General features: G+C 70.0%; 21 protein-coding genes. 6 read left to right on the forward strand and 15 right to left on the reverse strand.

Annotated elements, in window-relative coordinates; all coding sequences use genetic code 11:
* Positions 1 to 3 precede the first annotated feature (3 nt).
* Both VPH61_RS14560 and rpsT read left to right on the forward strand, forming a co-directional pair.
* Positions 4 to 876, forward strand: coding sequence for an alpha/beta fold hydrolase (locus VPH61_RS14560; protein WP_332064229.1), 873 nt, complete (start codon positions 4 to 6; stop codon positions 874 to 876).
* Between the two features lie 118 nt (positions 877 to 994).
* A complete protein-coding gene (rpsT, locus tag VPH61_RS14565; RefSeq protein WP_056008379.1) occupies positions 995 to 1,255 on the forward strand; it encodes a 30S ribosomal protein S20 in 261 nt (86 codons plus the stop codon).
* 127 nt (positions 1,256 to 1,382) lie between these two features.
* On the opposite strand, the gene holA is transcribed toward rpsT, so the two are convergent.
* The 5 genes from holA to VPH61_RS14590 form a co-directional block, all read right to left on the reverse strand.
* Positions 1,383 to 2,420 (reverse strand): DNA polymerase III subunit delta, encoded by a 1,038-nt coding sequence (holA, locus tag VPH61_RS14570; protein ID WP_332064230.1) that lies wholly within the window; start codon positions 2,418 to 2,420, stop codon positions 1,383 to 1,385.
* Between the two features lie 27 nt (positions 2,421 to 2,447).
* Positions 2,448 to 4,832 (reverse strand): ComEC/Rec2 family competence protein, encoded by a 2,385-nt coding sequence (locus VPH61_RS14575; protein WP_332064231.1) that lies wholly within the window; start codon positions 4,830 to 4,832, stop codon positions 2,448 to 2,450.
* Positions 4,833 to 5,501: a ComEA family DNA-binding protein gene (locus VPH61_RS14580; protein ID WP_332064232.1), complete on the reverse strand. Its 669-nt coding sequence runs from the start codon at positions 5,499 to 5,501 to the stop codon at positions 4,833 to 4,835.
* A 132-nt stretch (positions 5,502 to 5,633) separates the two neighbouring features.
* The gene (locus tag VPH61_RS14585) at positions 5,634 to 6,740 is read right to left on the reverse strand and encodes a Fic family protein (protein WP_332064233.1); all 1,107 of its coding nucleotides are present in this window, start codon (positions 6,738 to 6,740) and stop codon (positions 5,634 to 5,636) included.
* Positions 6,741 to 6,995: 255 nt separating this feature from the next.
* A complete protein-coding gene (locus VPH61_RS14590; RefSeq protein ID WP_332064234.1) occupies positions 6,996 to 7,637 on the reverse strand; it encodes a LysE family transporter in 642 nt (213 codons plus the stop codon).
* A gap of 69 nt (positions 7,638 to 7,706) precedes the next feature.
* On the opposite strand from VPH61_RS14590, the gene VPH61_RS14595 reads away from it, so the two are divergent.
* Positions 7,707 to 8,126, forward strand: coding sequence for an Lrp/AsnC family transcriptional regulator (locus VPH61_RS14595; RefSeq protein WP_332064235.1), 420 nt, complete (start codon positions 7,707 to 7,709; stop codon positions 8,124 to 8,126).
* Positions 8,127 to 8,170: 44 nt separating this feature from the next.
* On the opposite strand, the gene leuS is transcribed toward VPH61_RS14595, so the two are convergent.
* The 6 genes from leuS to VPH61_RS14625 form a co-directional block, all read right to left on the reverse strand.
* Positions 8,171 to 10,744: a leucine--tRNA ligase gene (leuS, locus tag VPH61_RS14600; protein ID WP_332064236.1), complete on the reverse strand. Its 2,574-nt coding sequence runs from the start codon at positions 10,742 to 10,744 to the stop codon at positions 8,171 to 8,173.
* 73 nt (positions 10,745 to 10,817) lie between these two features.
* On the reverse strand, positions 10,818 to 12,290 hold the full coding sequence (gene pabB / locus VPH61_RS14605) for an aminodeoxychorismate synthase component I (protein WP_332064237.1): 1,473 nt from the start codon (positions 12,288 to 12,290) through the stop codon (positions 10,818 to 10,820).
* Positions 12,291 to 12,299: 9 nt separating this feature from the next.
* Positions 12,300 to 14,009, reverse strand: a complete 1,710-nt coding sequence (cydC, locus tag VPH61_RS14610) for a thiol reductant ABC exporter subunit CydC (protein WP_332064238.1) — start codon at positions 14,007 to 14,009, stop codon at positions 12,300 to 12,302.
* Entirely contained in the window at positions 14,002 to 15,669 is a 1,668-nt protein-coding gene (gene cydD / locus VPH61_RS14615) for a thiol reductant ABC exporter subunit CydD (RefSeq protein WP_332064239.1), read from the reverse strand. The genes cydC and cydD overlap by 8 nt, the downstream gene beginning before the upstream one ends.
* A complete protein-coding gene (gene cydB / locus VPH61_RS14620; RefSeq protein WP_332064240.1) occupies positions 15,670 to 16,674 on the reverse strand; it encodes a cytochrome d ubiquinol oxidase subunit II in 1,005 nt (334 codons plus the stop codon).
* 11 nt (positions 16,675 to 16,685) lie between these two features.
* Positions 16,686 to 18,098 (reverse strand): cytochrome ubiquinol oxidase subunit I, encoded by a 1,413-nt coding sequence (locus tag VPH61_RS14625; protein ID WP_332064241.1) that lies wholly within the window; start codon positions 18,096 to 18,098, stop codon positions 16,686 to 16,688.
* A gap of 111 nt (positions 18,099 to 18,209) precedes the next feature.
* On the opposite strand from VPH61_RS14625, the gene VPH61_RS14630 reads away from it, so the two are divergent.
* From VPH61_RS14630 to VPH61_RS14640, 3 genes are all read left to right on the forward strand, one after another.
* A complete protein-coding gene (locus VPH61_RS14630; protein ID WP_332064242.1) occupies positions 18,210 to 18,584 on the forward strand; it encodes a BlaI/MecI/CopY family transcriptional regulator in 375 nt (124 codons plus the stop codon).
* Positions 18,585 to 18,603: 19 nt separating this feature from the next.
* On the forward strand, positions 18,604 to 19,539 hold the full coding sequence (locus VPH61_RS14635; protein ID WP_332064243.1) for a M56 family metallopeptidase: 936 nt from the start codon (positions 18,604 to 18,606) through the stop codon (positions 19,537 to 19,539).
* A gap of 83 nt (positions 19,540 to 19,622) precedes the next feature.
* Complete coding sequence (locus tag VPH61_RS14640; RefSeq protein WP_332064244.1) at positions 19,623 to 20,369, forward strand: DedA family protein; 747 nt, start codon at positions 19,623 to 19,625, stop codon at positions 20,367 to 20,369.
* Here VPH61_RS14640 and VPH61_RS14645 read toward each other — a convergent pair.
* The 4 genes from VPH61_RS14645 to VPH61_RS14660 are packed head-to-tail and all read right to left on the reverse strand — an operon-like array spanning position 20,366 to position 23,527.
* Positions 20,366 to 21,292 (reverse strand): ABC transporter substrate-binding protein, encoded by a 927-nt coding sequence (locus VPH61_RS14645; protein ID WP_332064245.1) that lies wholly within the window; start codon positions 21,290 to 21,292, stop codon positions 20,366 to 20,368. The two genes, VPH61_RS14640 and VPH61_RS14645, sit on opposite strands and share 4 nt — an antisense overlap.
* 23 nt (positions 21,293 to 21,315) lie before the next feature.
* The gene (locus VPH61_RS14650) at positions 21,316 to 22,032 is read right to left on the reverse strand and encodes an ABC transporter permease (RefSeq protein ID WP_332064246.1); all 717 of its coding nucleotides are present in this window, start codon (positions 22,030 to 22,032) and stop codon (positions 21,316 to 21,318) included.
* Positions 22,029 to 22,718 (reverse strand): ABC transporter permease, encoded by a 690-nt coding sequence (locus VPH61_RS14655; RefSeq protein WP_332064247.1) that lies wholly within the window; start codon positions 22,716 to 22,718, stop codon positions 22,029 to 22,031. Before VPH61_RS14655 ends, VPH61_RS14650 begins: the two co-directional genes overlap by 4 nt.
* Positions 22,715 to 23,527: an ABC transporter ATP-binding protein gene (locus VPH61_RS14660; protein WP_332064248.1), complete on the reverse strand. Its 813-nt coding sequence runs from the start codon at positions 23,525 to 23,527 to the stop codon at positions 22,715 to 22,717. Before VPH61_RS14660 ends, VPH61_RS14655 begins: the two co-directional genes overlap by 4 nt.
* Positions 23,528 to 23,583: the final 56 nt, after the last annotated feature.

The following is a 23,583-nucleotide window of genomic DNA, read 5'->3' on the forward strand; positions in this document are numbered from 1 at the left end:
CGGATGCCTCGCGCCCGCGTCGTGCTCGTGCACGGACTCCGCACCTCGTCGTCGATGTGGCGCAGGCAACTCGAACTCCTCGGTGCGCACGACCTCGAGGTCGTCGCGATCGACCTGCCCGGCCACGGCAGGCGCATCGGGGAGCCGTTCTCGATCGACGCGGCGCTGCAGGAGATCGACGCGGCGCTGAACCCTCCGCCCGCTGCGCCCGATGCGCCCGGCGTGCGCGGTGCTCATCATTCGACCCCGCGGCTGCTCGTCGGGCTCAGTCTCGGCGGTTATCTCTCGATCGAGTTCGCCGCGCGCAAGCCAGACCGCCTCGACGGGCTCGTGGCGGCGTCGTGCAGCACTCGGCCACGCGGCGCCCCGCTCGGCGGCTACCGGCGGCTCGCGGCCCTCATCGGGCGGATGCCCGACCGCGGGCGATTCCTCAACGACGCCATGGCCCGGCTCTTCCTCTCACCCGAGGCAGCGATCGACGTGCTCGCCGGCGGGGTGGCCCTCGACGTCATGGCGCCCGTGCTCGGCGCCGTCGGCGATCTCGACCCCGTTCGGTCGCTTGCAGCGGTCGACGTGCCCGTCTGGCTCGTGAACGGCCGGTTCGACCACTTCCGGTTCGAAGAACGACGGATGCTGCGCGCCACCCGCGACGGGCACCTCGTCATCGTGCCCCGCGCGACGCACCTCGTGAGCCTCATCCGCCCCGACGACTTCGCCGCGATCGTGCTCGGTGCCGTCGCCGAGCTCGATCGGCGAGCCGCGGCCTCGGCCGCCGCCGCGCGACGCCGTCGCGACAGGCCCACCGGAGCGTCCGACACCTCGCCGGGTTTCCCCGGGCAACTCGCAGGCGCGAACGTTGGTGAGCCGCCTTCATAGCTGGTATCGTTGCCTGTTGGCTTGCGTGTGGGTCCCACCCCGCACGATTCGCCGGTGAGGCCCCTCTACCTTTCCCGGCACATCCGGTACCCGCACAAGAACGAAAGACGAACTCCACGTGGCAAACATCAAGTCGCAGATCAAGCGCAACCGCACGAACCTCAAGGCGCAGGAGCGCAACAAGGCCGTCAAGAGCGAGCTGAAGACCGTCATCCGCATTGCGAAGGACGCGATCTCCACGGGCGACAAGGACAAGGCGACGACCGCCCTCCGTGCCGCGACGCGCAAGCTCGACAAGGCTTCGAGCAAGGGTGTCATCCACAAGAACCAGGCCGCGAACCGCAAGTCGGCTCTCGCGAAGCAGGTTGCCGCGCTCTGACGCGAACACGCACTCGACGGAGGCCCCGGCGCGAAAGCGCCGGGGCCTCCGTCATGCCAGGACGGATGACTCGATGCCGCGCCCGAGCAACGCTGCACTCGCTCCTGACGGGACGTGTGCTGCGCGGCTACGCGCGGCCGCGGGAGGCGATGACGCCGACGAGGCGTTCGAGCGCGAACACGGGGTCGCGTTCGGCACCCTTGACCGCGGCGTCGGTCGCTGCGAGCGCCTCGATCGCCCGGCCGAGCCCCTCGTCGGTCCAGCCTGCGAGATCACGCCGAGCACGGTCGACCTGCCACGGCGCGAGGCCGAGCGTGCCGGCGAGCTGTGCGCCCCCGCCACGGGTACCCGACACCTTGGCCATCGTGCGCACCTTCATGGCGAAGGCCGCGACCATCGGCACTGGATCGGCGCCGCTGTCGAGCGCGTGCCGGAGCGCGATGAGCGCCTCGCCGTGCCGACCGGCGATCGCGGCGTCGGCGACGGCGAACGCGTTGGTCTCGACCCGGCCGCCGTAGTAGCGGGCGACGACGGCCTCGGTGATGTCGGACGGTGCGTCGGCCAGGAGCTGTCGGCACGCCGCGGAGAGTTCTCGAAGGTCGTCGCTGAACGCGCCGACGAGGGCGCGCAGCGCGCCGGGGCTGATCTTGCGCCCCGCGGCACGGAACTCGGCCGCCGCGAAGTCCTGCTTCTCGGCGTCTTTCTTGAGCTCGGCGCAGACGATCTCGATGCCGCCGCCACCGCCGGCGCGGATCGTGTCGAGCAGCTTCTTGCCGCGCACGCCGTTGCGGTGACGCAGCACGAGGGTCGTGGACTCGGCTGTCTGCCCGAGGTAGTCGAGCGCGTCGAGCAGGAAATCGTCGCTCGCGCGCTCGACGCCGCTGACCCGGATGAGGCGCGGCTCGCCGAACAGCGACGGGCTCGCGAGCGTCATGAGCTCGCCGCGCCGATAGCCGTCGGCTTCGAGGTCGCTCACCTCGAGGGCGGGGTCTTCGGAGCGGAGGAAGTCGCGGAGCATCGTGATCGATCGCTCGGCGAGCACGTCTTCAGCACCCGTCACGAGTACCACGGGTGCGGGCCGGATCGCGTGCCACGCGAGCTGCGGGATCGCCGCCTTCGTCTTGGGCGATGCCCCTGAGCGCGATGCGCCTGTGCGCGATGCCACCGCACCTCCCGTTCGTCGGCTTCGAGTCTACGGGCCGCCGACGACACCGACCGAGTCGCGCTCGCTCCACAGGCTGAAGCTGCCGTCGTCGGCGCTCAGGAGCGCGGTGCCCGACCGGTCGGTGCGCACGACCGCCGTGCCGTTGGCTCGCAGCAGATCGAGCAGCCGGTCGGTCGGGTGGCCGTAGCCGTTGTCGGCGCCGACCCCGATCACCCCCACCGTCGCGCGGAGTTCGTCGTAGAGTCGCTCGCTCTGGTCGGCCGAGCCGTGATGGGCGACCTTCACGAGATCGACGCGCCCGATCGAGGCCGACCGCAACATGCGCGCCTGCGCCTCTTCGCCGAGGTCGCCGAGGAAGACACCTCGGTACTCCGGAGTCGACACGTCGAGCACGACGCTCGCATCGTTGCCCGGCTGCGCGTCGCGTTTCGGCCATAACACGCGCCAACGAGCCTCGCCCAGCGTGCCGCCGAAACCGGCGACGACCTCGACCGGTTCAGCACCCGCCGCAACGAGGGGATCGAGCGCACGCGTCGAGCGCTCGCCGTCGAGCGGGCCGTGCACCACGGTGTCGACGAGGCCGACGGTGGCCGGCACTCCCCCGGCATGATCGGCGTCCCAGTGCGTCAGCACGAGCAGGTCGATGTGCGAGACCCCGAGCAGCGCCAGACACCGCGAGAGCGCTGCGGCGTCGGGCCCGGTGTCGATCAGCGCCGTCGCGTCGCCCGAGCGGAGGAGCACCGCGTCACCCTGCCCGATGTCGCAGGCCGCGACATCCCAGTCGCTCGGTCGCGTCGCCGCACCGATGAGCGGCCTGCCTGCGAAGAGCCCGACGGGCACGGCGATCGCGATGATCAGCGCTGCCAACGCGAGGCCGCGGAGTCGCCGCCTGCGCCGGGATCCGAGCAGCAGCCACAGCCCGATGGCGGTGCACGCCGCGAGCAGCAGCGCGCCCGGGGCATCCGGCAGCCATTCGAGACGTGCCGCCGGCATCGCCGACGCCGCCCGGGCGAGCAGTGCGATCCATGACGCCGGGAGCCACGCGAGCTGGAGGCACGCGAACCCCACCGACGGCAGCACCGGCAGGAGCAGGCAGCCGATGAGCCCGACGACCGTGCCGAGCGGCGCCGCCGGTGCTGCGAGCAGGTTCGCCGGCACGCCGTAGAGCGCGAGCGCAGGGTCCAGGAGCACCAGCACGGGCTGGCACGCGAGCTGGGCGGCGAGCGGCACGCCGATGACCACGGCGACGGGCAGCGGCATCCATCGCGCGAGCGCCTCGGTGAGTGGTCGGGCCAGCAGCAGCAGGCCGGCCGTCGCGAACACCGACAGCGCGAACCCGTAGTCGCGGGCGTACCAGGGATCGATCGCGAGCAGCACGATCACGGCGAGTGAGAGCGCCGCGACGCCGCCGCCGGCACGACCGACGGCGACCGCCACGAGCACCACGATCGCCATCGTCGCCGCACGGACGACGCTCGCCTCAGGCGTGACGAGCACCACGAATCCCGCCAAGGCGACGAGCGCGACGATGACCCGAACCAGTCGCGGCAGGCGGAGCAGTGCGGCGAGAGCGAACGCGGCTGCAGTGACGATCGCGCAGTTCGCGCCGGAGACGGCCGTCAAGTGGCTGAGCGAGGACGCCTTCATCGCCGCATCGAGCGACTCGTCGACCGCGCTCGTGTCGCCGATCGCGAGGCCGGGCACGAGCGCGCCGCCGTCGCCCCCGAGCGCACCGGCGGCGTCGGCGAAGCCGGTGCGAAGGCCGACGGTCCAGGCCAGCCACGGCGGGGGCGATTCAATCGAGCGGATGTCGCCGACCGCCGCCAGACGGAACGCCGATCCCTCCTCGGCCGGCAAGGCCGTCACCCGAGCCGAGAACTCGACCCGAGCCCCGAGCTGCAACTGCGCGGCCGGGAGCGACAGGGCCGTCGTCACCGGCACGCCATGGCTCGAGGCGCCGTCGACCGAAACGACTCTCCCCTCGATGCTGAGCGACGGCGCCTCACCCTCGGCGAACCAGTTCGAGCGCATCGCCCGCGGCGCACCGGTGAGCTCGATCGTGACCACGGCGGTTCGATGCTCACGCGCTGCGTCGGCGAGCGGTGACGCCTCGCGCGCGCCGAGTCCGAGTGCCGCGGCACTCACGACGACTGCGCCCGCCGACAGCGCGACGAGTACCGTGGCCGCGGCCGGACGGAGGAATCGCGCGCGGGCGCTCACGCGATCGATCGGCAGCGCCCCGCGGCGTTGCTGCACGGCTCCGGTGACGACGAGGCCGGCGGTGATGCACGCTGCGACCCAGAGCCCCAGCGCTTCGAACACCGCGATGGCGGCGGCGCCGGGAATGCCGATGACGCACCATGCCGCCGCCCAGGCGACCATCGCGGGCAGCAACAGACGGAGGTCTCGCACTCAGAGCGCCACGAGGGACTCGAGGCCGGCGAACACGGTGTCGCCGATGCCGGCCACGTCGAGCAGTTGGTCGACCGAGGTGAACGGCCCGTTGGCCTCACGCCAGTCGAGGATTCGCTGCGCGAGTGCCGGACCGATTCGAGGGAGGGTGTCGAGTTCGGCGACACCCGCACTGTTCAGGTGCACGAGCCCGTCTGCAGGAACGGCACCGGGTGCCGTCGCACCACCTCCGGCAGCAGGCGGTGGCGCTTGCCCGATCACAGGGACCGCGAGCTGTTCGCCGTCGACGAGGAGCCGCGCGAGGTTCACCCCCGCGGGATCCGCGTCGGGCGCGAGCCCACCCGCCGCCGCGATGGCGTCGACGACCCGTGCTCCCGCGTCGAGTTCGACGAGGCCCGGCCGCACGACGGCGCCGAGCACGTGCACGAGCACCGTCGGCGCCGCCACCGTCGATGACGGGTCTGCCGAGGCATCCGCTCGGTCATCGGATGCCTCGATGCGAGACTGATCGCCGCCACCACCCGCGCCGAACGACATGAGCGCGGCCACGGCGACGGCGAGCACGAACAGCACCACGGCGGCACCGACTCCCACGCGCACTCGCGGGCCGGCTCGCCGCGCGGACGGGTCGAGCACCGCCAGCGGGTCGACGGCATCGCGAGCAGGCATAACGGCACGCTAGGTCGAGTGTCGCCGGTCTCACCGAAAACGGGCACGGTTCAGTGCACACTTGCGACATCCTCGCCCTGTCGAGGAAGAGTCGGCCGTGGATTCAACCCGTCCTCGCGGACTCCGCTCGCCTCAACTCCCCGGCCGTCGTCGACGTGCGCGCGCACCGAACGCATCCAGCGCTTCGAGCACCTCGGTCGCCTGCCAATGCCGATTGCGTCGTCCAGCGCTCGACTGGGAGAGTATCCCTGCCTCGACGAGCTTCTTCACCGAGGCATCCGCGGCGGGCTCGCTGACACCGAGTTCTCCGGCCGCTATGCCGATCGTGATGACCGGCTGCCGAAGCAGCAACTGCTTCAAGCTATGCACCGAGGAATGCCGGCGCGCGTGAACCGCGAGATCCCATCGTGCTGCGATCGCGGTGATGTCGTGCTCCAAGGCGCGGCCATTCGCGACGGCCGCGAACGCTGCATCCGACATCGACTCGATGATCGGACGCACGTCGCCGGCCCGATACGCGGTCAGTGCGCGGAAGTAGCCCTCGATGTCACCGAGGAGTCCGGCGGACACCGGCACCGTGACGTGCTCCGTGACTCCTGAGGCACGGAGCATCCCCTGCACGAGGGCACGGCCGGTGCGGCCGTTGCCGTCGGGGAACGGGTGGATGGTCTCGAACTGGGCGTGGGCGATCGCAACATGCACGAGCACCGGCAGGTCGGTTCGACGCGCGAACACCATCACGTCCTCCATCAATTCGGGCACGCGATCCTGATGAGGGGGCACGAACGAGGCGTTGTGAGGGGAGACGTGCCCTCCCCCGATCCACACCTGCTGGTCGCGCCAGTGTCCGACCATCTCAGGTCGGGACTTTTCCAGCAATGCGCGATGCATGGTGAGTATCGCGCCGGTGTCGAGATCGTCTGCAATTGCGATGGCTGCTTTCATCGCTGCGACATTGCCGACGACGAGCTTCGCATTTGCAGAGACGGTGCTGCTCGAACTGGCCCTCGACCCAGTACCGGCGCTGATTTCCGCGAGCGCCACTTGCTTCGCGCTCGACGTGAGATTCTCGACCTCGGAGCTCGAGGCGCTCTCGGTGCGCAGCAGGATGGACGAGAACGGCGCGGTCAGCGGACCGACCTCGGCATCGAAGCGCGTGAGCTCTCGGCCTGCGTCCTCTGCCACGGCGAGTAGATCGGCCGGCAGGCTCACGTCCAGTTCGGCGATGAACGGCGGCACAGCAGCCCCATACAACCCACCAGCGGCTCGGATGCGTCGGCGCGACCCGATCTCGTCGCCCGAGCGCATCCACGGTCGAGGCTCGAAGGAAGTAGCCGGCCAGTTGATGCCCGACCGAGCGGTCGTGTGCTCCTCGATGTCTCCGGTGTCCGTTGGCATAGTTCAATATACCCAAGGTTTTGCGAAAAAGCTTTGGCACGAAGCACGATGATCAACCTTACGCAATCAGCAAACCCGCATCGGGCCTCGGCTGCGCTACACCGCCTGTGCGATGAGCAGCGCACCGAGCGCAACGACGGTGCCGTTGCCGACGACCGCGGTCCACCGCCTGAACGCGGCGCCGGTCCGGTGTCGCAGCCCGGCTCCGAGCGTGACGAGGAGCGTTTGCCACGCGAACGAAGCCAGTGCAACGCCCACGACGAAACCTACCTGAGCAGCGCTCGACGATGCAGTCTCCTTCAAGCCTGGGAGGATCGCGGCGAAGTAGAGCAGCGTCGCCGGGTTGACGGCCGTCAGCGCGAGGAAGAGCAGGTAGCGACTGCGGCCTGTGCCCGACGGCACGAGGGCCGTTGCTTCCGCGCCGGTAGCCTCCTGAGCAGTGCGCCGGGCCTTCGACAACCCGTGCACGCCGAGCGCGACGAGCGCCACGCCGCCCACGATCTGCGGCCACGGCACCCACGAGGCGATCACGGGGGCCATGAGTGCACCGGCCGCCACAGCTGCGGCGCAGTAGAGCGTGTCCACGGTCGCAACGGCGGCTGCAGCGGGCAGCCCGCCTCGGAGGCCCCGCAGGATCCCCTCCTGGACGAGGAGGACGCCGATCGCGCCGAGCGGCGCTGCCAGGGCCAAGCCCGCGATCACCCCGGCGAGAACGGCGAGGGTGATGTCGGTGCTCATGCGACGATCATCCGCTCACCAGCACTGGCCGACTGCGCAAACAGCCCGCACTCTGAGAGAATTCACTGCATGGACGACACCGACGACAAGATTCTCGACGTTCTGCGCACCGATGGGCGCGCTTCGTTCAGTGCGATCGGCCGGCAGGTCGGGCTCAGCACCAACGCGACTGCGGCCCGAGTGCGGCGCCTCGAGAAGGCCGGCGTGATCATCGGCTATCGCGTCGTCCTCGCCGCGGACGTGCCTGAGAACACGTCAGGCCTCGAAGCGTTCATCGATGTCCGCCTCGATCCGGCAGAGGACTCCGAGGCGTTCCTCGCGTGGACCCGGCACGTGCCGGAGATCCGTGACGCGGCCCATGTCACCGGCGCCTACGACTACCTCTTGCACATCACGGTGCCCGACACGGCCGCACTCGACCGACTCCTGCGGAGCCTCAAGAAGAACGGCGGTGCCGCGCACACGCAGACGCGACTCGCGCTCCGCTGACCCTCTGCGAGGTCTCTCGCGTGTTGCGTTCCTTCCCGAGGAGGTCAGCCCTTCGTCGCGATGTTCACGAGACGCGGAGCACGCACGATCACGTTGACGATCTCGCGCTCGCCGATGGAACGGGCCACCGCCGCAGAAGCGCGCGCCAGCGCCTCGAGCTCGTCGCTCGAGATCTTCGGCGACACCTCGAGCCGGTCGCGCACCTTGCCGTCGACCTGCACGATGGCCGTCACCGACTCCTCCACGAGGAGCGCCGGGTCGGCCTTGCGCCACGGCACGAGGGCGACCGTCGGCTCGTAGCCGAGACGCTGCCACATGTCCTCCGCGGTGTACGGCGCGAACAGGTCGAGGATCATCGCGGTGACCTCTGCCGCCTCACGCACGGCCGCGTCGCCGGCACCGGCACCGGAGTCGATCGCCTTCCGCGTGGAGTTCACGAGCTCCATGAGACGGGCCACGACGACGTTGAACTTGAAGGCCTCGACGAGGCCCGGTGCGTCGGCGAGCAGGCGGTGCGTCGCGCGACGGAGCGACGCGTCGCCCGTCTTCCAGTCGACATCCGGGGCCGAGGTGACCTCACCCGAGATGCGCCAGGCGCGGGCGAGGAACTTCGAGGCGCCGACCGGCGAGACATCCGCCCAGTCGATGTCGTCTTCGGGCGGGCCCGCGAAGGCGAGCGTGACGCGCAGCGCATCGGCACCGTGCGCCTGCAGCTCGCTCGCGAACTCGACCAGGTTGCCCTTGGACTTCGACATCTTGGTGCCGTCCATGATGACCATGCCCTGGTTCAGCAGCGATGTGAACGGCTCGGTGAAGCTCAGGTAGCCGAGGTCGAAGAGCACCTTCGTGATGAAGCGCGAGTAGAGCAGGTGCAGGATCGCGTGCTCGACACCGCCGACGTACTGGTCGACCGGCGCCCACTTCTCGGCCTCCGCAGGGTCGAACGCGCGCTCGTCGCTCGTCGGGTTGAGATAGCGCAAGTAGTACCACGACGAGTCGACGAAGGTGTCCATCGTGTCGGAGTCGCGACGCGCGGCTCCCCCGCACTTCGGGCACGCGACGCTGACCCAGTCTTCGGCGGCGCCGAGCGGGCTCGCGCCCTTCGGCTTCAGGTCGAGGCCAGCGGCATCCGGCAGTCGCACCGGCAGCTCGGCCTCGGGAACCGGCACCTCGCCGCAATCGGGGCAGTGGATGATCGGGATGGGCGTGCCCCAGTAGCGCTGGCGCGAGATGAGCCAGTCGCGCAGGCGATAGTTCTTCGACGAGCGGCCGAGGCCGCGCTCGGCGAGGAGCTCGATCACCCGGCGGATCGCGTTGGACTTCGAGAGCCCGTCGAGCGGGCCCGAGTTGATGAGCCGGCCCTCGCCCGCGAGAGCGACACCGGTCGACGCCGGGTCCTCGAGCGGGAGGTCGTCGGGCAGGTACGGGTCGCCGTTCTCGTCGAGCGGGATGACGGGGATCACGCCCGTCACGGGTGCGTTCGTGTCGACGACGACGCGCACCGGCAGGCCGAAGGCACGCGCGAAATCGAGGTCGCGCTGGTCGTGCGCCGGCACAGCCATGATCGCGCCGTGACCGTAGTCGGCGAGCACGTAGTCGGCGGCCCAGATCGGCAGGCGCTCGCCGTTGACCGGGTTGATCGCGTAGCGCTCGAGGAAGACGCCCGTCTTCGGCCGGTCGGTCGCGAGCCGGTCGATGTCGCTCTCGGCGCGCACCGAGTCGACGTAGTCCTGGAAGCGCATGCGCACCTCGGCCGAGGCGCCGCTCGCGAGCTCGGCCGCGAGATCGGAGTCGGGTGCGACGACCATGAACGTGGCACCGAAGAGCGTGTCGGGGCGCGTCGTGAAGACGGGGATGCGCTCATCGCGCCCCTCGATCTCGAACTCGACGTCGGCGCCCGAGGAGCGCCCGATCCAGTTGCGCTGCATCGACAGCACCTTCGACGGCCAGGCGCCTTCGAGCTGGTTCAGGTCGTCGAGCAGGCGGTCGGCGTAGTCGGTGACCCGGAAGTACCACTGCGTGAGGGCCTTCTTGGTGACGACGGCGCCGCATCGCTCGCAGTGGCCGTCGATGACCTGTTCGTTCGCGAGCACCGTCTGGTCGTTCGGGCACCAGTTGACCTGGCCGGCCTTGCGGTAGGCGATGCCCTGCTCGTAGAGCTTCAGGAACAGCCACTGGTTCCACTTGTAGTACTCGGGGTCGCTCGTGTGGAGCTCGCGCGACCAGTCGAACGACGGCGCGTACTGGCGGAACGACTTCTTCTGCTGCTCGATGTTCGCGTAGGTCCAACCGCGCGGGTCGATGCCGCGCTTGATGGCGGCGTTCTCGGCGGGCAGGCCGAAGGAGTCCCAGCCGACGGGGTGCAGCACGTCGAAGCCCTGGTGGCGCCAGTAGCGGGCCACGGTGTCGCCGTAGCCGAACGCCTCGGCGTGACCCATGTGCAGGTCGCCCGACGGGTAGGGGAACATGTCGAGGATGTACTTGCGCGGCCGCGTGTCACCGGGGAGCCCGGCACGGAACGGTTCGGACTCATCCCAGACGGGAAGCCACTTCGCCTGGATGGCGGCGAAGTCGTACGCGCCGGCGTCGGCGTGCGCTGGGTCCTGGTCGTGTGCCACGTGACTCTCAATCGTGTGTCGCTCGGGGAGGGCTTCCGGGCGCGCCGGATCACGGCGCACTCGGGTATCCAGCCTACTCACTCCGGGGCAGGGCCTCGGCGCCGAGCACCGCGAGCAGCGCGCGCGCCTTGATGCGGGTCTCCTCGACCTCCTCGGCGGCGACCGAGAGCGCGGTGATGCCTCCCCCGGTGCCGATCGACGCGCCGGCCGGGGTGAGCACGATCGAGCGGATCACCATCGCGAGGTCGGCGCCGCCGTCGATGCCGAGGTAGCCGAACGCACCCGAGTAGACGCCTCTCGGCCCCTGCTCGAGTTCGTGCAGGATCGTCATGGCGCTGTGCTTCGGCGCCCCCGTCATCGAGCCTGCGGGGAACGCCGACTGCACGGCGTCGAGCGCGGTGAGCGGATGCCGCAGCCGCGCGATCACCGTCGAGACCAACTGGTGCACGTGGCGGTACTCCTCGACCTCGAGGAGCGCCGGCACCTCGACGGTGCCGAGCTCGGCGATGCGGCCGAGGTCGTTGCGCATGAGGTCGACGATCATGAGGTTCTCGGCGCGCTCCTTCTCGCTCTCGAGGAGCTCGCGGCGGAGGGCCGCGTCGGTCTCGGGGTCGTCGCTTCGCGGCCGGGTGCCCTTCATGGGCTTCGTCGAGACGAGCCCGTCGGCGTCGACGAGCAGGAACTGCTCGGGTGAGGCGCTGAGGAGCGCCGTGTCGCCGAAGCGCAGGTAGCCGCCGTGGTGGCTCGGGCTCGACGTCCGCAGCGCGAGATAGGTCGTTGCCGGGTCGGGACGCACGTCGACGTCGACCCGGTTCGTGAGGCAGAGCTGATAGGCGTCGCCCCGCACGATCGCGGCCTGGCACTCGGCGATGAGCTCGGCGTATCGCGCCGCGTCGTGCCGCCATTTGGTCGGAACTGCGCCGGGAGGGGCACCGTTCGACGGCGACACCGTCGAGATCAGGGGCACGGATGCCGCGTCGAGCCGCCCGATCTCGGCCGCGAGTCCGGTCGCCCATGAGGGGTGTGCCCCCTGCGAGGCGGCCTCGACCTCGTCGCCGATCCAGATGATTCGCACGGTTCGTTCGCCGTGATCGAAGACGATCGCGCGGTCGACGAAGACGAAGGCGGCGTCAGGCGTCTCGGCCGGTGCGATCTGCACCCCCTGCGCGTGGGCGCCGAGCTCGTAGCCGAACCAGCCGAACCAGCCGAGCGGCGCGCCGGATGCAGCGGCAACGTCGGGCCCCTCGACCGAGCGGTGCTCGGCCAGCATCTCGCCGAGCACGTCGAAGACCGAGGCCGAGGAGGTGACCGGGCTCTCGCCCGGCCCGGCCGCCAGCGGCCGAGCACGAGCGACCGTGCCGGCGCCGACGTCTGCCGTCACGAACTCGGAGCCGTCGTGGAGGACGGCGAGCACACTCGATCCCGAGGCTGCGTCCGCTCCCCCGTCGAGCCAGACGGCGAACTCCGATGCGGCGAAGAAAGCGCGGAAGACCGCCTCGGGGTCGCGCCATACCGGCAGGGCGAGCTGGCGGATGCGGCGCGGCATCCTCTCAGCCTAGATCGCTGGGAGGAGACCGTCTTCGATCGTCACGACGCGGTCGACGAGCGCGGGGTCGACCGGTGCGTGCGAGATGAGCACCACGCTGCGCCCGGAACGACTCGCGGCATCGGTCAGGTCGCGCAGCAGCGCATCGGCCCGTGCAGGATCGACGCTCGCCGTCGGCTCGTCGAGCACGAGCACCGGGAAGCGCGCGAGCATCGCCCTCGCGAGGGCGAGACGTTGCGCCTGCCCGCCCGAGACGAGCGCGCCGCGCTCGCCGACCTTGGCGCCCAGCCCGCCGCGCTCCTCGACCCATTCGCGGAGGCCCACTCGCTCGAGCACCTCGAGCAGCTCGTCGTCGCTCGCGGTGTCGCGGGCGAAGATCAGGTTCTGCCGCACATCTTCGTCGAAGAGCCACGGTCGCTGTTCCACGAGCCCGACGATGCCCCTCACATCGGCCGGGTCGAGCGTCGAGGCCTCGATGCCGCCGAGACGATACGAGCCCTCGTAGTCGAGGAAGCGCACGAGCACGTGCGCGAGGGTGGTCTTGCCCGCCCCCGAGCCGCCGCGCACGAGAAGCCGTTCGCCGGGCGCGATCTCGAGGTCGACCCCGATCAGGGCGGCGCCCCGATCGGCGTCGTCGCCCTCGCCGTCGGCGCTCACGAGCACCGGCCAGCTCGCCCGCACACCGCGCAGCTCGATCCTCGGTGGTGCGTCGCCCGAGGGCGGTGCTTTCGGCGCGCTCGGCGCGACGGGGATGCCGGCCGGAACGGCGTCGGGCACGGCGCCCGCGACCCGAGCAGCGCTCGCGCGTGCGAGACGGAGCGCCGAGGCGGCGAGGGGCACGGCCGTCGCGACCTCGGCGATCGCGAGCGGCACGAGGCAGAGCACCGCGAAGGTCGGGCCGTCGATGCGGCCGCCGTGCAGCAGCGGCACTGCCGCCCCGAGGCTCGCGGCCACCGCGAACCCGCCGATCGCGCTCATCGCCGCTGCCGCCACGCCGGTCGCCGCGGCACGCGAGCGGGTCGCCCGGGCGTACCTGGCGCCGAGCTCGTCGATCCGGCCGCGTCCGGCGCCCGCGGCGTCGAAGGCGACGAGCACCTCGAGCGCCTGCACGTGCTCGACGATGGCCGCCTGCAGTTCACCGCGGAGCGGTGCCGTCATGTGCTCGGCGCGAACGACCGACCGCTGCTGCACGAGGAGCGCGGCCCCGATGCCCACCACAAGGCATGCCAAGACAGCCACGGCCGACTGGGGCGCGATGAATCCGATGCCGACGACGGCGGCCACGAGCACGATCGCCGCACTCACGAGCGGTTGCACCGCCCGCAGCGGCACGTTCTGCAGCTCGTCGACATCGCTCACGAAGCGATCGAGCAGGTCGCCCCGCCGCGTCGCCGCCATGCCGTCGGGCGCAATCGGGAGCATTCGCTCGAACACCTCCGCCCGAATCGTGGCGAGCTGACGGAACGAGGCGTCATGACCGGTCAACCGCTCGAGGTAGCGGAACACCGAGCGACCGAGGGCGAACGCCCGCACGCCGACGATTGCGACCGAGAGGTAGAGCACCGGGGGCTGCTCGGCTGCACGCGCGATCAGCCACGCCGAGCACGCGAGCAGTACGATGCTCGACCCGGCGGAGCCGATGCCGAACAGCACGGCGGGCAGGAGCCGGCGCGGGCTCGGCACGGCGCGGCGGAGCATGCGGCGGGCGGAATCAGACATGGGCGCGCTCCAGCTCGATGATGCGATCTGCACTGTTCGCGAGTGCGGCGCGGTGGGAGGACACCACGACGATGCGGCCCTCGGCGGCGAGTACGGCGAGGGCGTCGCCGAGTGCCGTCTCGCGGCCCTCGTCTTGCGCCGAGGTCGGTTCGTCGAGGAGCAGCAGCGGGGCGTCCCGCGCGAGCAGGCGGTGGATCGCCCGCGCGGTCGCGACGCGCTGCGCCTGACCGCCCGAGAGGCCGGAGCCGCGGGGCCCCAGCCGCAGCTCGGGGTCGAGTTCCACGCCGGCGAGGTGGCACGCGCGGTCGCAGAGCACAGGGTCGGCGTCCTCGTCGCCGAGTCGAACGTTCGAGGCGATCGTTCCGGCGAGAAGCGCCGGGGTCTGCCCCGCCCAGGCGATCCTCGACCGTGCGGACTCGGCGCCGTCGACTCCAGCGCCGCCGAACACCGTCCCGTCCAGCCGCGCGACCCCCTCGAACCCCACGAAGCCGAGCAGCGCCGCGAACAGGCTCGACTTGCCCGAGCCGCTCTCGCCGGTCACCGCGACGACCTCGCCGCGAGCCGCGTCGAGGTCGAGACCGTCGAGCACGACGCGGTCTCCACGCATGACCCGGATGCCGCGCAACTGCAGCCCGTCCGCGGCATCCGCCCTCTCGTTCACCTGACCGGCATGCACCGCCGCCGCGCCCGCCGGAGCCCGCACCCCCCGCTCGGCCGCATCGAGCAGGTCGAACGCGTCGACCGACGCGGCGACGCCCTCGGTCGACGCGTGGAAGGCGGCACCGACGTTTCGCAGCGGCAGGAAGACCTCGGGCGCGAGCACGAGCACGAAGAGTCCGGCGATCAACAGCATGTCGCCGGCGACGAGCCGCAGCCCGATCGAGACCGCGACGAGCGCCACCGAGAGGCTCGCCGCGAACTCGAGGGTGAACCCGGAGAGGAAGGTGATGCGCAGCACCTTCATGGTGTGCGAGCGGTAGTCGTCGGTGACGGCCCTGATGCGAGCCGTCTGACGCTCGGCCCGGCGGAAGAGCAGCAGCGTCGACAGTCCGCCGACGACCTCGAGGAATCCTCGCGAGAGCGACGCGAGACTCTCCCACTGGCGCCGCTGCACGGCCTCGGTGGCCATTCCGATGAGCGCCATGAAGACGGGGATGAGCGGCAGCACGATCACGAGCACGAGCCCGGAGAGGGGGTCTGCGATCCACGCCATCGCGATGAGGATCGGCGTCACGACGATCGTCGACACGAGCTGCGGCAGGTACTGCCCGAAGTAGGCGTCGAGGGCGTCGAGACCTGGCCCGAGCAGCGTGGCGATTCGCGCTGTCGGGAATCCGGGAAGTCCCGCGGGCTCGGCCTCGAGGGCCGTCAGCAGCTCCTTCCGCAGCTCGGCCTTGACCCTGGTCGCGCCGGCCGAGCCGACCACGTCCCAGATCCACGCGGCGACGGCGCGAAGGGATGCCGCGGCGACGAGCAGCACGAGGAGCGGCACGCCATCGGCCATCGGCATGCCGTCGATGAAGCTCGTAACGAGGGACGCGAGCGCCCACGCGAACGCGACGATCGCGGCGCTCTGGACGAGGGCCAGGGCACCGCCCGCGGCGAGGAAGCCGCGGGCGGCACGGGAGCGGCGGAGGAGCCGCGGATCGAGTGGTCTCACCTAGTGCGCTGCCGCCTCGATCGACGCGCGAGAGACGCGCTTGCGGAACACCCAGTACGTCCACCCCTGGTAGAGCAGCACGAGCGGGAGGCAGAACAACGCCACCCAGCTCATGACCGTCAGCGTGTAGGTCGTGCTCGAGGCGTTCGCGATCGTGAGGCTGTTCGCCGGGTCGTTCGAGGCCGGCATCACGTCGGGGAAGAGAGCCGCGAAGAGGGCCAGTACCGCCGCCGCGACCGTGATGGCGAGCAGGGTGAAGGCGATGCCCTCGACCCCGCGCCGGTTCGCGATCCACCCGCCGATGAGGGCGAGTGCTGCGACGGCCGCGAGGATCCAGAACCAGAACGTGCCGAACGCGAGGCCGGTCCAGAGGAGGAACAGGGCGGCGACCACGATCGTGATGAGGCCCGATCGCGACGCGAGTCGCCGCGCCCGCTCGCGCAGCTCGCCCTCGGTCTTCAGCGAGGCGAACACGACGCCGTGGGTGAAGAACAGCAGCAGCGTCGTGAGCCCGCCGAGCAGCGCATACGGGTTCAGCAGGTCGAACAGCGTGCCCGTGTAGTTGTGGCCGGCGTCGAGCGGCACGCCCTGCACGATGTTCGCGAACGCGACGCCCCAGAGCAGCGCCGGCACCGCCGAACCGACGATGATCATGCCGTCGAACCACTTCTTCCATCGCGATTCGGGCCGCTGATGGCGGTACTCGAACGAGACGCCGCGAGCGATGAGGGCAAGCAGGATGAGGAGCAGCGCGAGGTAGAAGCCGGAGAAGAGCGTGGCGTACCACTCGGGGAACGCCGCGAAGAGCGAGGCGCCCGCGACGATCACCCACGTCTCGTTGAGGTCCCAGACCGGGCCGATCGTGTTGATGAGCACCCGGCGGTCGGTCTCGTCCTTCCCGAGGAACGGGAGGGACATGCCGATGCCAAAGTCGAAGCCGTCGAGCACGAAGTAGCCGACGAACATGAAGGCGACGATCCAGAACCAGAGCACGGTGAGATCCATGGGGAGTCCTCCTAGTAGACCGTCGAGGCGGGTTCGACGCGGCCGGTTTCGGGATCCGGTTCGCCGAGTTCGGGCGGGCCCGACTTGATGGCCCGGATGATGAGACGCACCTCGACGACGGCGAGAGCGCCGTAGACGAGCGTGAACGCCACGAGCGAGATGAGCACGTCGAGCCCGGTCACGTTCGGCGAGACCGCCGATTCGGTGGGCAGCAGGCTGAACACGATCCAGGGCTGCCGGCCCATCTCTGTGAAGATCCAGCCGACGATCATGGCGGCGAGGGAGAGCGGGAAGCTCCAGACCGCGACCTTCCAGACCCACGCCTGCTTGGGCATGCGGCCCTTGCGGGTGACCCACAGGCCGACCACGGCGATGAGCACGTGGAGGAGGCCGAGGCCGATCATCCAGCGGAACGCCCAGTAGGTGACCCAGATGATCGGTGCGTAGTCGCCGGGGCCGTAGAGCGCCTGATACTGCGCCTGCAGGTCGTTGATGCCCTCGACGCAGCCATCGAAGGTGTGCGTCGACAGGAAGGAGAGCAGGTACGGCACGCGGATCGAGAAGAGCTCGCTCGAGCCGTCGGGGGTGCCGAGGGTGAACAGTGAGAACGAGGCATCCGCGCCGCAGACGGTGTTGTAGGTCGCCTCGGCCGCGGCCATCTTCATCGGCTGCGTCGCCACCATGGCGAGGCTCAGCTGGTCGCCGAAGAGCGTCGTGAGGATGCCGGAGACGACCATGACCCAGAGGCCGAACTTCAGCGCGGGGCGCATGGTGTCGAGGTGCTGGTTGCGCGCGAGGTGCCAGGCCGCTGCGCTGATGATGAGCCCGGCCGCGACCATGAAGCTCGCCGCGATCGTATGCGGGAAGGCCGCGAGCGCCACCGGGTTCGCGAGCAGTGCGCCGATGTCGACGAGCTCTGCACGACCACGTTCGACGTTCATCTCGTAGCCGACCGGGTTCTGCATGAAGGCGTTCGCCGCGATGATGAAGTACGCCGACACGATCGAGCCGATGGCGGTGCACCAGATGGTCGCGAGGTGGATACGGCGGGGCAGCTTGTCCCAGCCGAAGATCCAGAGGCCGATGAACGTCGCCTCGAAGAAGAAGGCGAGCAGGCCCTCGAGCGCGAGCGGGGCGCCGAACACGTCGCCGACGAACCGCGAGTACTCCGACCAGTTCATGCCGAACTGGAACTCCTGCACGATGCCCGTCACGACGCCCATCGCGAAGTTGATCAGGAAGATCGTGCCGAAGAACTTGGTGATCCTCAGGTACTCGAGCTTGCCGGTGCGGTACCAGGCGGTCTGGAAGACCGCCGTGGACGTCGCGAGGCCGATCGTGATCGGAACGAACAGGAAGTGGTACACGGTGGTGAGCCCGAATTGCCATCGGGCGAGCAGCAGCGGGTCCAGCAGTTCGTTCACGGATGCCCCTTTCACGCGCGATCGCATCGCGGTGTCGCCATTTTCTACGCGTCGTAGAACCTTCTTCTACAGAGCGTAGAACATTCAGCGCTTCGGCGGTAGTCTTGAGGCATGGCGAGTCTCGGCGAACTGGAGCGCTCCGTGATGGAGGTGCTGTGGTCGCGCGACGCCGCGCTCACGGCGAACGAGCTGCGTGACGCCCTCGCCCTGAGCGCAGGCGAGCCCGGCCGGGCCGTCGCGACGACGACCGTGCTGACCGTGCTCTCGCGACTCGAGCGCAAGGGCTTCGTGACGCGTGCGCGAGAGACCCGGCCGCACCGCTACCGCTCGCTCCTGACCCGCGAAGAGCACACGGCCGAGCTCATGCACGAGGTGCTCGACCGCGCCAGCGACCGCGACGCCGCACTCGCCAGGTTCGTCGGCACCGTCAGCGCCGGCGAGGCCGCGACCCTGCGGCGACTGCTCGACGACCTCTCCCGCTCCTGACCATGGTCGCCTCCTGATCATGGTGGCCGTCGCGGTGCTCCTCGGCGGGTTCGCGCTGCTGCTCGCCTGGCCGATCCCCGTCGTGCTGTCCCGAGCGTCTTGGCCGGCGCGCTCCCCCGCGATCGCGCTCGCCCTCTGGCAGGCGATCGCCCTCGGCGGCGGTCTCTCGATGATCGGCTGCCTGCTCGTCTTCGGCGCGTCCCCGGCCGGATCATTGCTCGGCGCCGCCGAGGCGCTGCTCCCCCACCTCTTCTCAGGCCCGATTCCTCGCGAGTTCGGCGTGATCCACCTCGCTGCCCTCACCCTCGCCGCCGGCCTCGCGGTGCATCTCGCACTGAACCTCGCCCTGACCGTGGTGCGAGCCGAGCGCGAACGGCGCCGCCAGCACCAGCTCATCGACCTGCTCAGCGACCCGATGCCCGGCCAGCCGAAGACCCGCGTGCTCGCGCATCCCGTGCCCCTCGCCTACTGCGTGCCGGGCCTCCGCACCGCGACCGTGCTCACCGACGGGCTCATCGACGCCCTCGACGACGCCGAACTGCGGGCCGTGATCGCACACGAACGCGCGCACCTCGACCAACTGCACCACCTCGTGCTCCTCGCCTTCCGGGCCTGGCACAGTGCACTGCCCTGGTTCCCGATCGCCAATCGCGCCGAGCGTTCGGTGGTCGTCCTCACCGAGATGCTCGCCGACGACCGCGCGAGGCGAGAGGCCAGTGACGACGCACTGCGCCGCGCGATGCTGCAGGTCGGCAGCGGCGGCGAACCGGGCGCATATGCCGACTCCGGCGGCGTCGTTCCCGATGTCATGATGCTCGAGGCACGCCTCGATCGGCTGGGTGAACCGCAGCAGCGGCCCAGTCCGCTGACCGGCACCGCGGTCGTGTGGACCGCCGCGGTCATCGTGGCCGTGCCGATCGGCGCATTGCTCGCCACCCTCGGCGTCTTCGGCTGATTCGACCACGGTACGACGGGCCACCCGATCGAATCAGCCCACGGTCTGATGCCGTCGCTCCAGGCCCTCGATACGCTCGAACGATGAACGAGATCCTCGACTGGATCCTCGACACCGTCCAGGCTGTCGATCCGATCGCCCGCACCCTGCTCGCGGGGCTCGGAATGCTGCTCGAGACCTCGGTGCTCATCGGCCTCGTCGTGCCCGGCGACACGATCGTGATCGTCGCCTCGACGGCGGTCGACGGCATCGGGGAGTACTTCGCCCTCGCCATCACGGTCATCATCGGCGCACTCATGGGCGAGAGCATCGGCTTCGCCCTCGGCCGCTGGTTCGGCCCGCACATCCACCGATCATGGCTGGGTCGCAAGATCGGCGATGAGAACTGGGCTCGCGCCGAGCGCTACCTCGACCGACGCGGTGGTCCCGCCGTCTTCATCTCCCGGTTCCTGCCCGTGCTGCACTCGCTCATCCCGCTCACGGTCGGCATGAGCTCGATGCGGTACCGCAAGTTCATGGCGTGGACGATTCCCGCGTGCGTCATCTGGGCGTTCGCCTACGTGACCGTGGGCTGGCTCGCCGCCGGCAGCTACCGCGAGCTGAGCCGCGAGCTGCACTGGGCGGGCTACCTCTTCGTCGGAGTGATCGCCGTCTTCCTCCTCGCCGCCTGGGGCGTGAAGAAACTCCTGATGCGCTCGGAGGCCAAGCACATGACGGTGACGGATGCCTCGGCACCGGTATCGGCCGAAGGGCGCGCCGAGGCGCTCGACGACGGCGAAGGGCCGGATGCCGCGGCACCCGACCCCTCGAACCTCGACGCGAACCGCTAGAAGAGCGACTTCTCGGCGAGCCAGTCCGACGCGATCTGGTCGGCCGACTGCTGCTCGTCGACGCTCAGCGCGTTGAGCGCGACGAGGTCTTCCGCGGTGAGCGCGGCACTCACGGTGTTGATGATGTCGGCGATCTCATCGGTGACCTTCTCGCTCACGACGGGCACGACGTTCGACGCCAGGAAGAGCCCCTCGGGGTCTTCGAGCGTCACGAGGTCGTTCGCCTTGATGTTCGGGTCTGCGCTGTAGATGTTCACGAGCTGCACCTGGTCGTCGACCAGCGCCTTGAGCGTCAGCGGACCGCCGCTGTCTTCGATCGGCGTGAACGCGACATCGACCCCGTAGACCTCCTTCAGGCCGGTCGGGCCATAGGGACGCGTCTCGAGCTCGGAGTTGCCGCCGAGCGTCAGCGGAGTCGTGACCTTCGCGAGATCGGCGAGGCTCGTGACGCCGTTCGCCTCGGAGAACGTCTTCGTGACGTTGTAGGAGTCTTGATCGGTCGCGGGCGACTGGTCGAGCACGCGCAGCCCCTCGGGCAGCGACGTCTCGAGCTCGGCGTAGACGTCGTCGCTCGTCGTCGCCGTCGTGTCGGGCACGTAGTACTGCAGCAGGTTGCCGGTGTACTCGGGGAAGACGTCGATCTCACCCGCCTCGATCTCGGGGATGTAGACCTCGCGCTGCCCGATACGGAACTGCCGGTCGACCGTGAAGCCGTTGTCCTCGAGCGCCTGCGCGTAGATCTCGGCGATGATCTCGTTGGAGTAGTAGTCCTGCGAACCGACGACGATCGTCTCGGACGACGCGTCGCCGGTGTTCGATCCGCTGTCCAGCGGATCGCCCGACGCGCACCCTGCCAGGGCCACTGTCGCCCCGACCGCGACTGCTGCGAGTGCGAGCAGCCGGCCTTTTCCTGCGGTGTTCATTCTCGATTCCCTTCGGTGATGGGTTACCCCACGGCCGCTCGAGACCGGGTCGGCCGCGAGCGGAGTTCTCTGGTTCGGCTCGCCCGCACGCCGGCGGGCACGACGAGGCGCTGCGTGATCGCGAACAGGCCGTCGATGACGAGGGCGAGCAGGATCACGAGGATGGACCCCCCGAGCATCTCGGCGTAGTCGCGAGTCTTCAGCCCCGAGAAGATGAAGCGGCCGAGGCCCTCGTCGGCGATGTAGGCGGCGAGGGTCGCCGTCGCGACGATCTGCAGCGTCGCGGAGCGGATGCCGCCGACGATGATCGGCAAGCCCAACGGCACCTCGACCTTGCCGATGACCTGCCGCTCGCGCATGCCCATCGCACGTGCGGCGTCGATCGTGCGGCGATCGACGGATTCGAGGCCGGCGTAGGCGCCGGCGAGCAGCGGCGGCAGCGCGAGCACCACCAGCGCGATGATCGGTGCCTGCAGGCCGATGCCGAGCGACAGTGCGAGGAGGGTCAGCAGGCCGAGCGTCGGCAGCGCGCGCAGCCCGCCCGACACCGTCACCGCGAGTTCTTTGCCGCGCCCCGTGTGCCCGACGAACAGCCCGATCGGCAACGCGATGACGGCGGCGATCAGGAGCACGGTCGCCGAGATCGCGAGGTGCTGCCCGATGCGCTCGGGGATGCTCCCGACCCCGGTCCAGTTGGCAGGGTCGAGGATCCAGGCGACGGCCTCGAGGAGAAGGTTCACAGGGCATCAGCCGCCTTCACGAGCGTCGTCGACGCCGCCTTGCTCGTGTTCGCGTTCGATCGCGACCACGGCATGAGCAGCCGCCCGATCGCCACGCTCACCCAATCGAGCCCGATCGCCAGCACCATGGTGGCGACGATGCCCGTGATGATCTCGATCTGGATGCCGCGCTGGAGTCCGTCGGTGAAGAGGCTTCCGAGGCTCTGCACCCCGATGACGGCGCCGATCGTCGCGAGGCTCACGGTGCTCACGATCACGACGCGGAGGCCCGACAGGAGTACCGGGCCCGCGAGCGGCAGCTCGACGCCCCAGAACCGCCCGGCGGGCGAGTAGCCGATCGCGGTGGCCGATTGCCGCACGTCGGGTTCGACGGCGTCGAAGGCGTCGGCGGCTGTGCGCACGATCACCGCGATGCCGTAGAGCGTGAGTGCGATCACGAGATTGACCGGGCTCGTGGCGCGCAATCCGGTGACGACCGGCAGTGCGATGAGCAGCGCGAGCGACGGGATCGCGTAGAGCAGTCCGCACAGCGAGAGCAGCACTCCACGCGACCACCGGTAGCGGTGCGCGAGCCACCCGATCGGAACGGAGATCACGAAGCTCAGTATGATCGCGGGCACCGACAATGCCAGGTGGATCAGCATCAGCTCGCCGACCAGGTCGAGGTTCGACCAGAGCCAGTTCACGAGGCGAGCACTCCTGCAGGGCGGCCGTCGGCATCGACGACGAGCCGGCGCCCGCCGACCTCGGTCACGTGCAGCGCCCGCTTGCCGCGGTTGGCACCGACGAAGTCGGCGACGAAGTCGTCGGCGGGATTCGCGAGGATCTCGGCCGGGGACGCGGCCTGGGAGATCTGCCCGCCCTGCTGCATGATCACGACCTGGTCGCCGAGGAGGAAGGCCTCGTCGATGTCATGGGTGACGAAGACCACGGTCTTGCCGAGCTCCCCCTGCAGGCGCAGCAGCTCCTGCTGCAGCTCCGCACGCACGATCGGGTCGACGGCGCCGAACGGCTCGTCCATCAGCAGGATGTTGGGGTCGACGGCGAGACCCCGCGCGACGCCGACGCGCTGCTGCTGGCCGCCCGACAGCTGGCTCGGGTACTTGTCGGCGAGCGAGCGGTCGAGTCCGACCGTGTCGAGCAGTTCGAGCGCCCGTGCGTGCGCCTCGCGCTTCTTCTCGCCGCGGAGCATGGGCACGGTGGCGACGTTGTCGATCACCTTGCGGTGGGGCATGAGCCCCGAGTTCTGCATCACGTAGCCGATGCTTCGGCGGAGCGCCACTGGCTCGAGCGTCGCGACATCCGTGCCGTCGATCAGAACCTGCCCGCCGGTGGGGTCGACCATGCGATTGATCATGCGCAGGAGCGTGGTCTTGCCGGAGCCCGAGGAGCCGACGAACACGGTCGTCTTGCGCGGCGGGATGACGATGTCGACCCCGGCCACGGCCACGGTGCCGTCGGGGAACTGCTTGGTGACGCCACGGAACTCGATCATGCTGCCTCATTCCACGCCCGGCGCTCGCCGGACCGGCTTCCAGCCAAACACCAAAC

It is taken from the genome of Agromyces sp. CCNWLW203, from assembly GCF_036576125.1.
In the GTDB taxonomy this organism is placed as follows: Bacteria; Actinomycetota; Actinomycetes; order Actinomycetales; family Microbacteriaceae; genus Agromyces.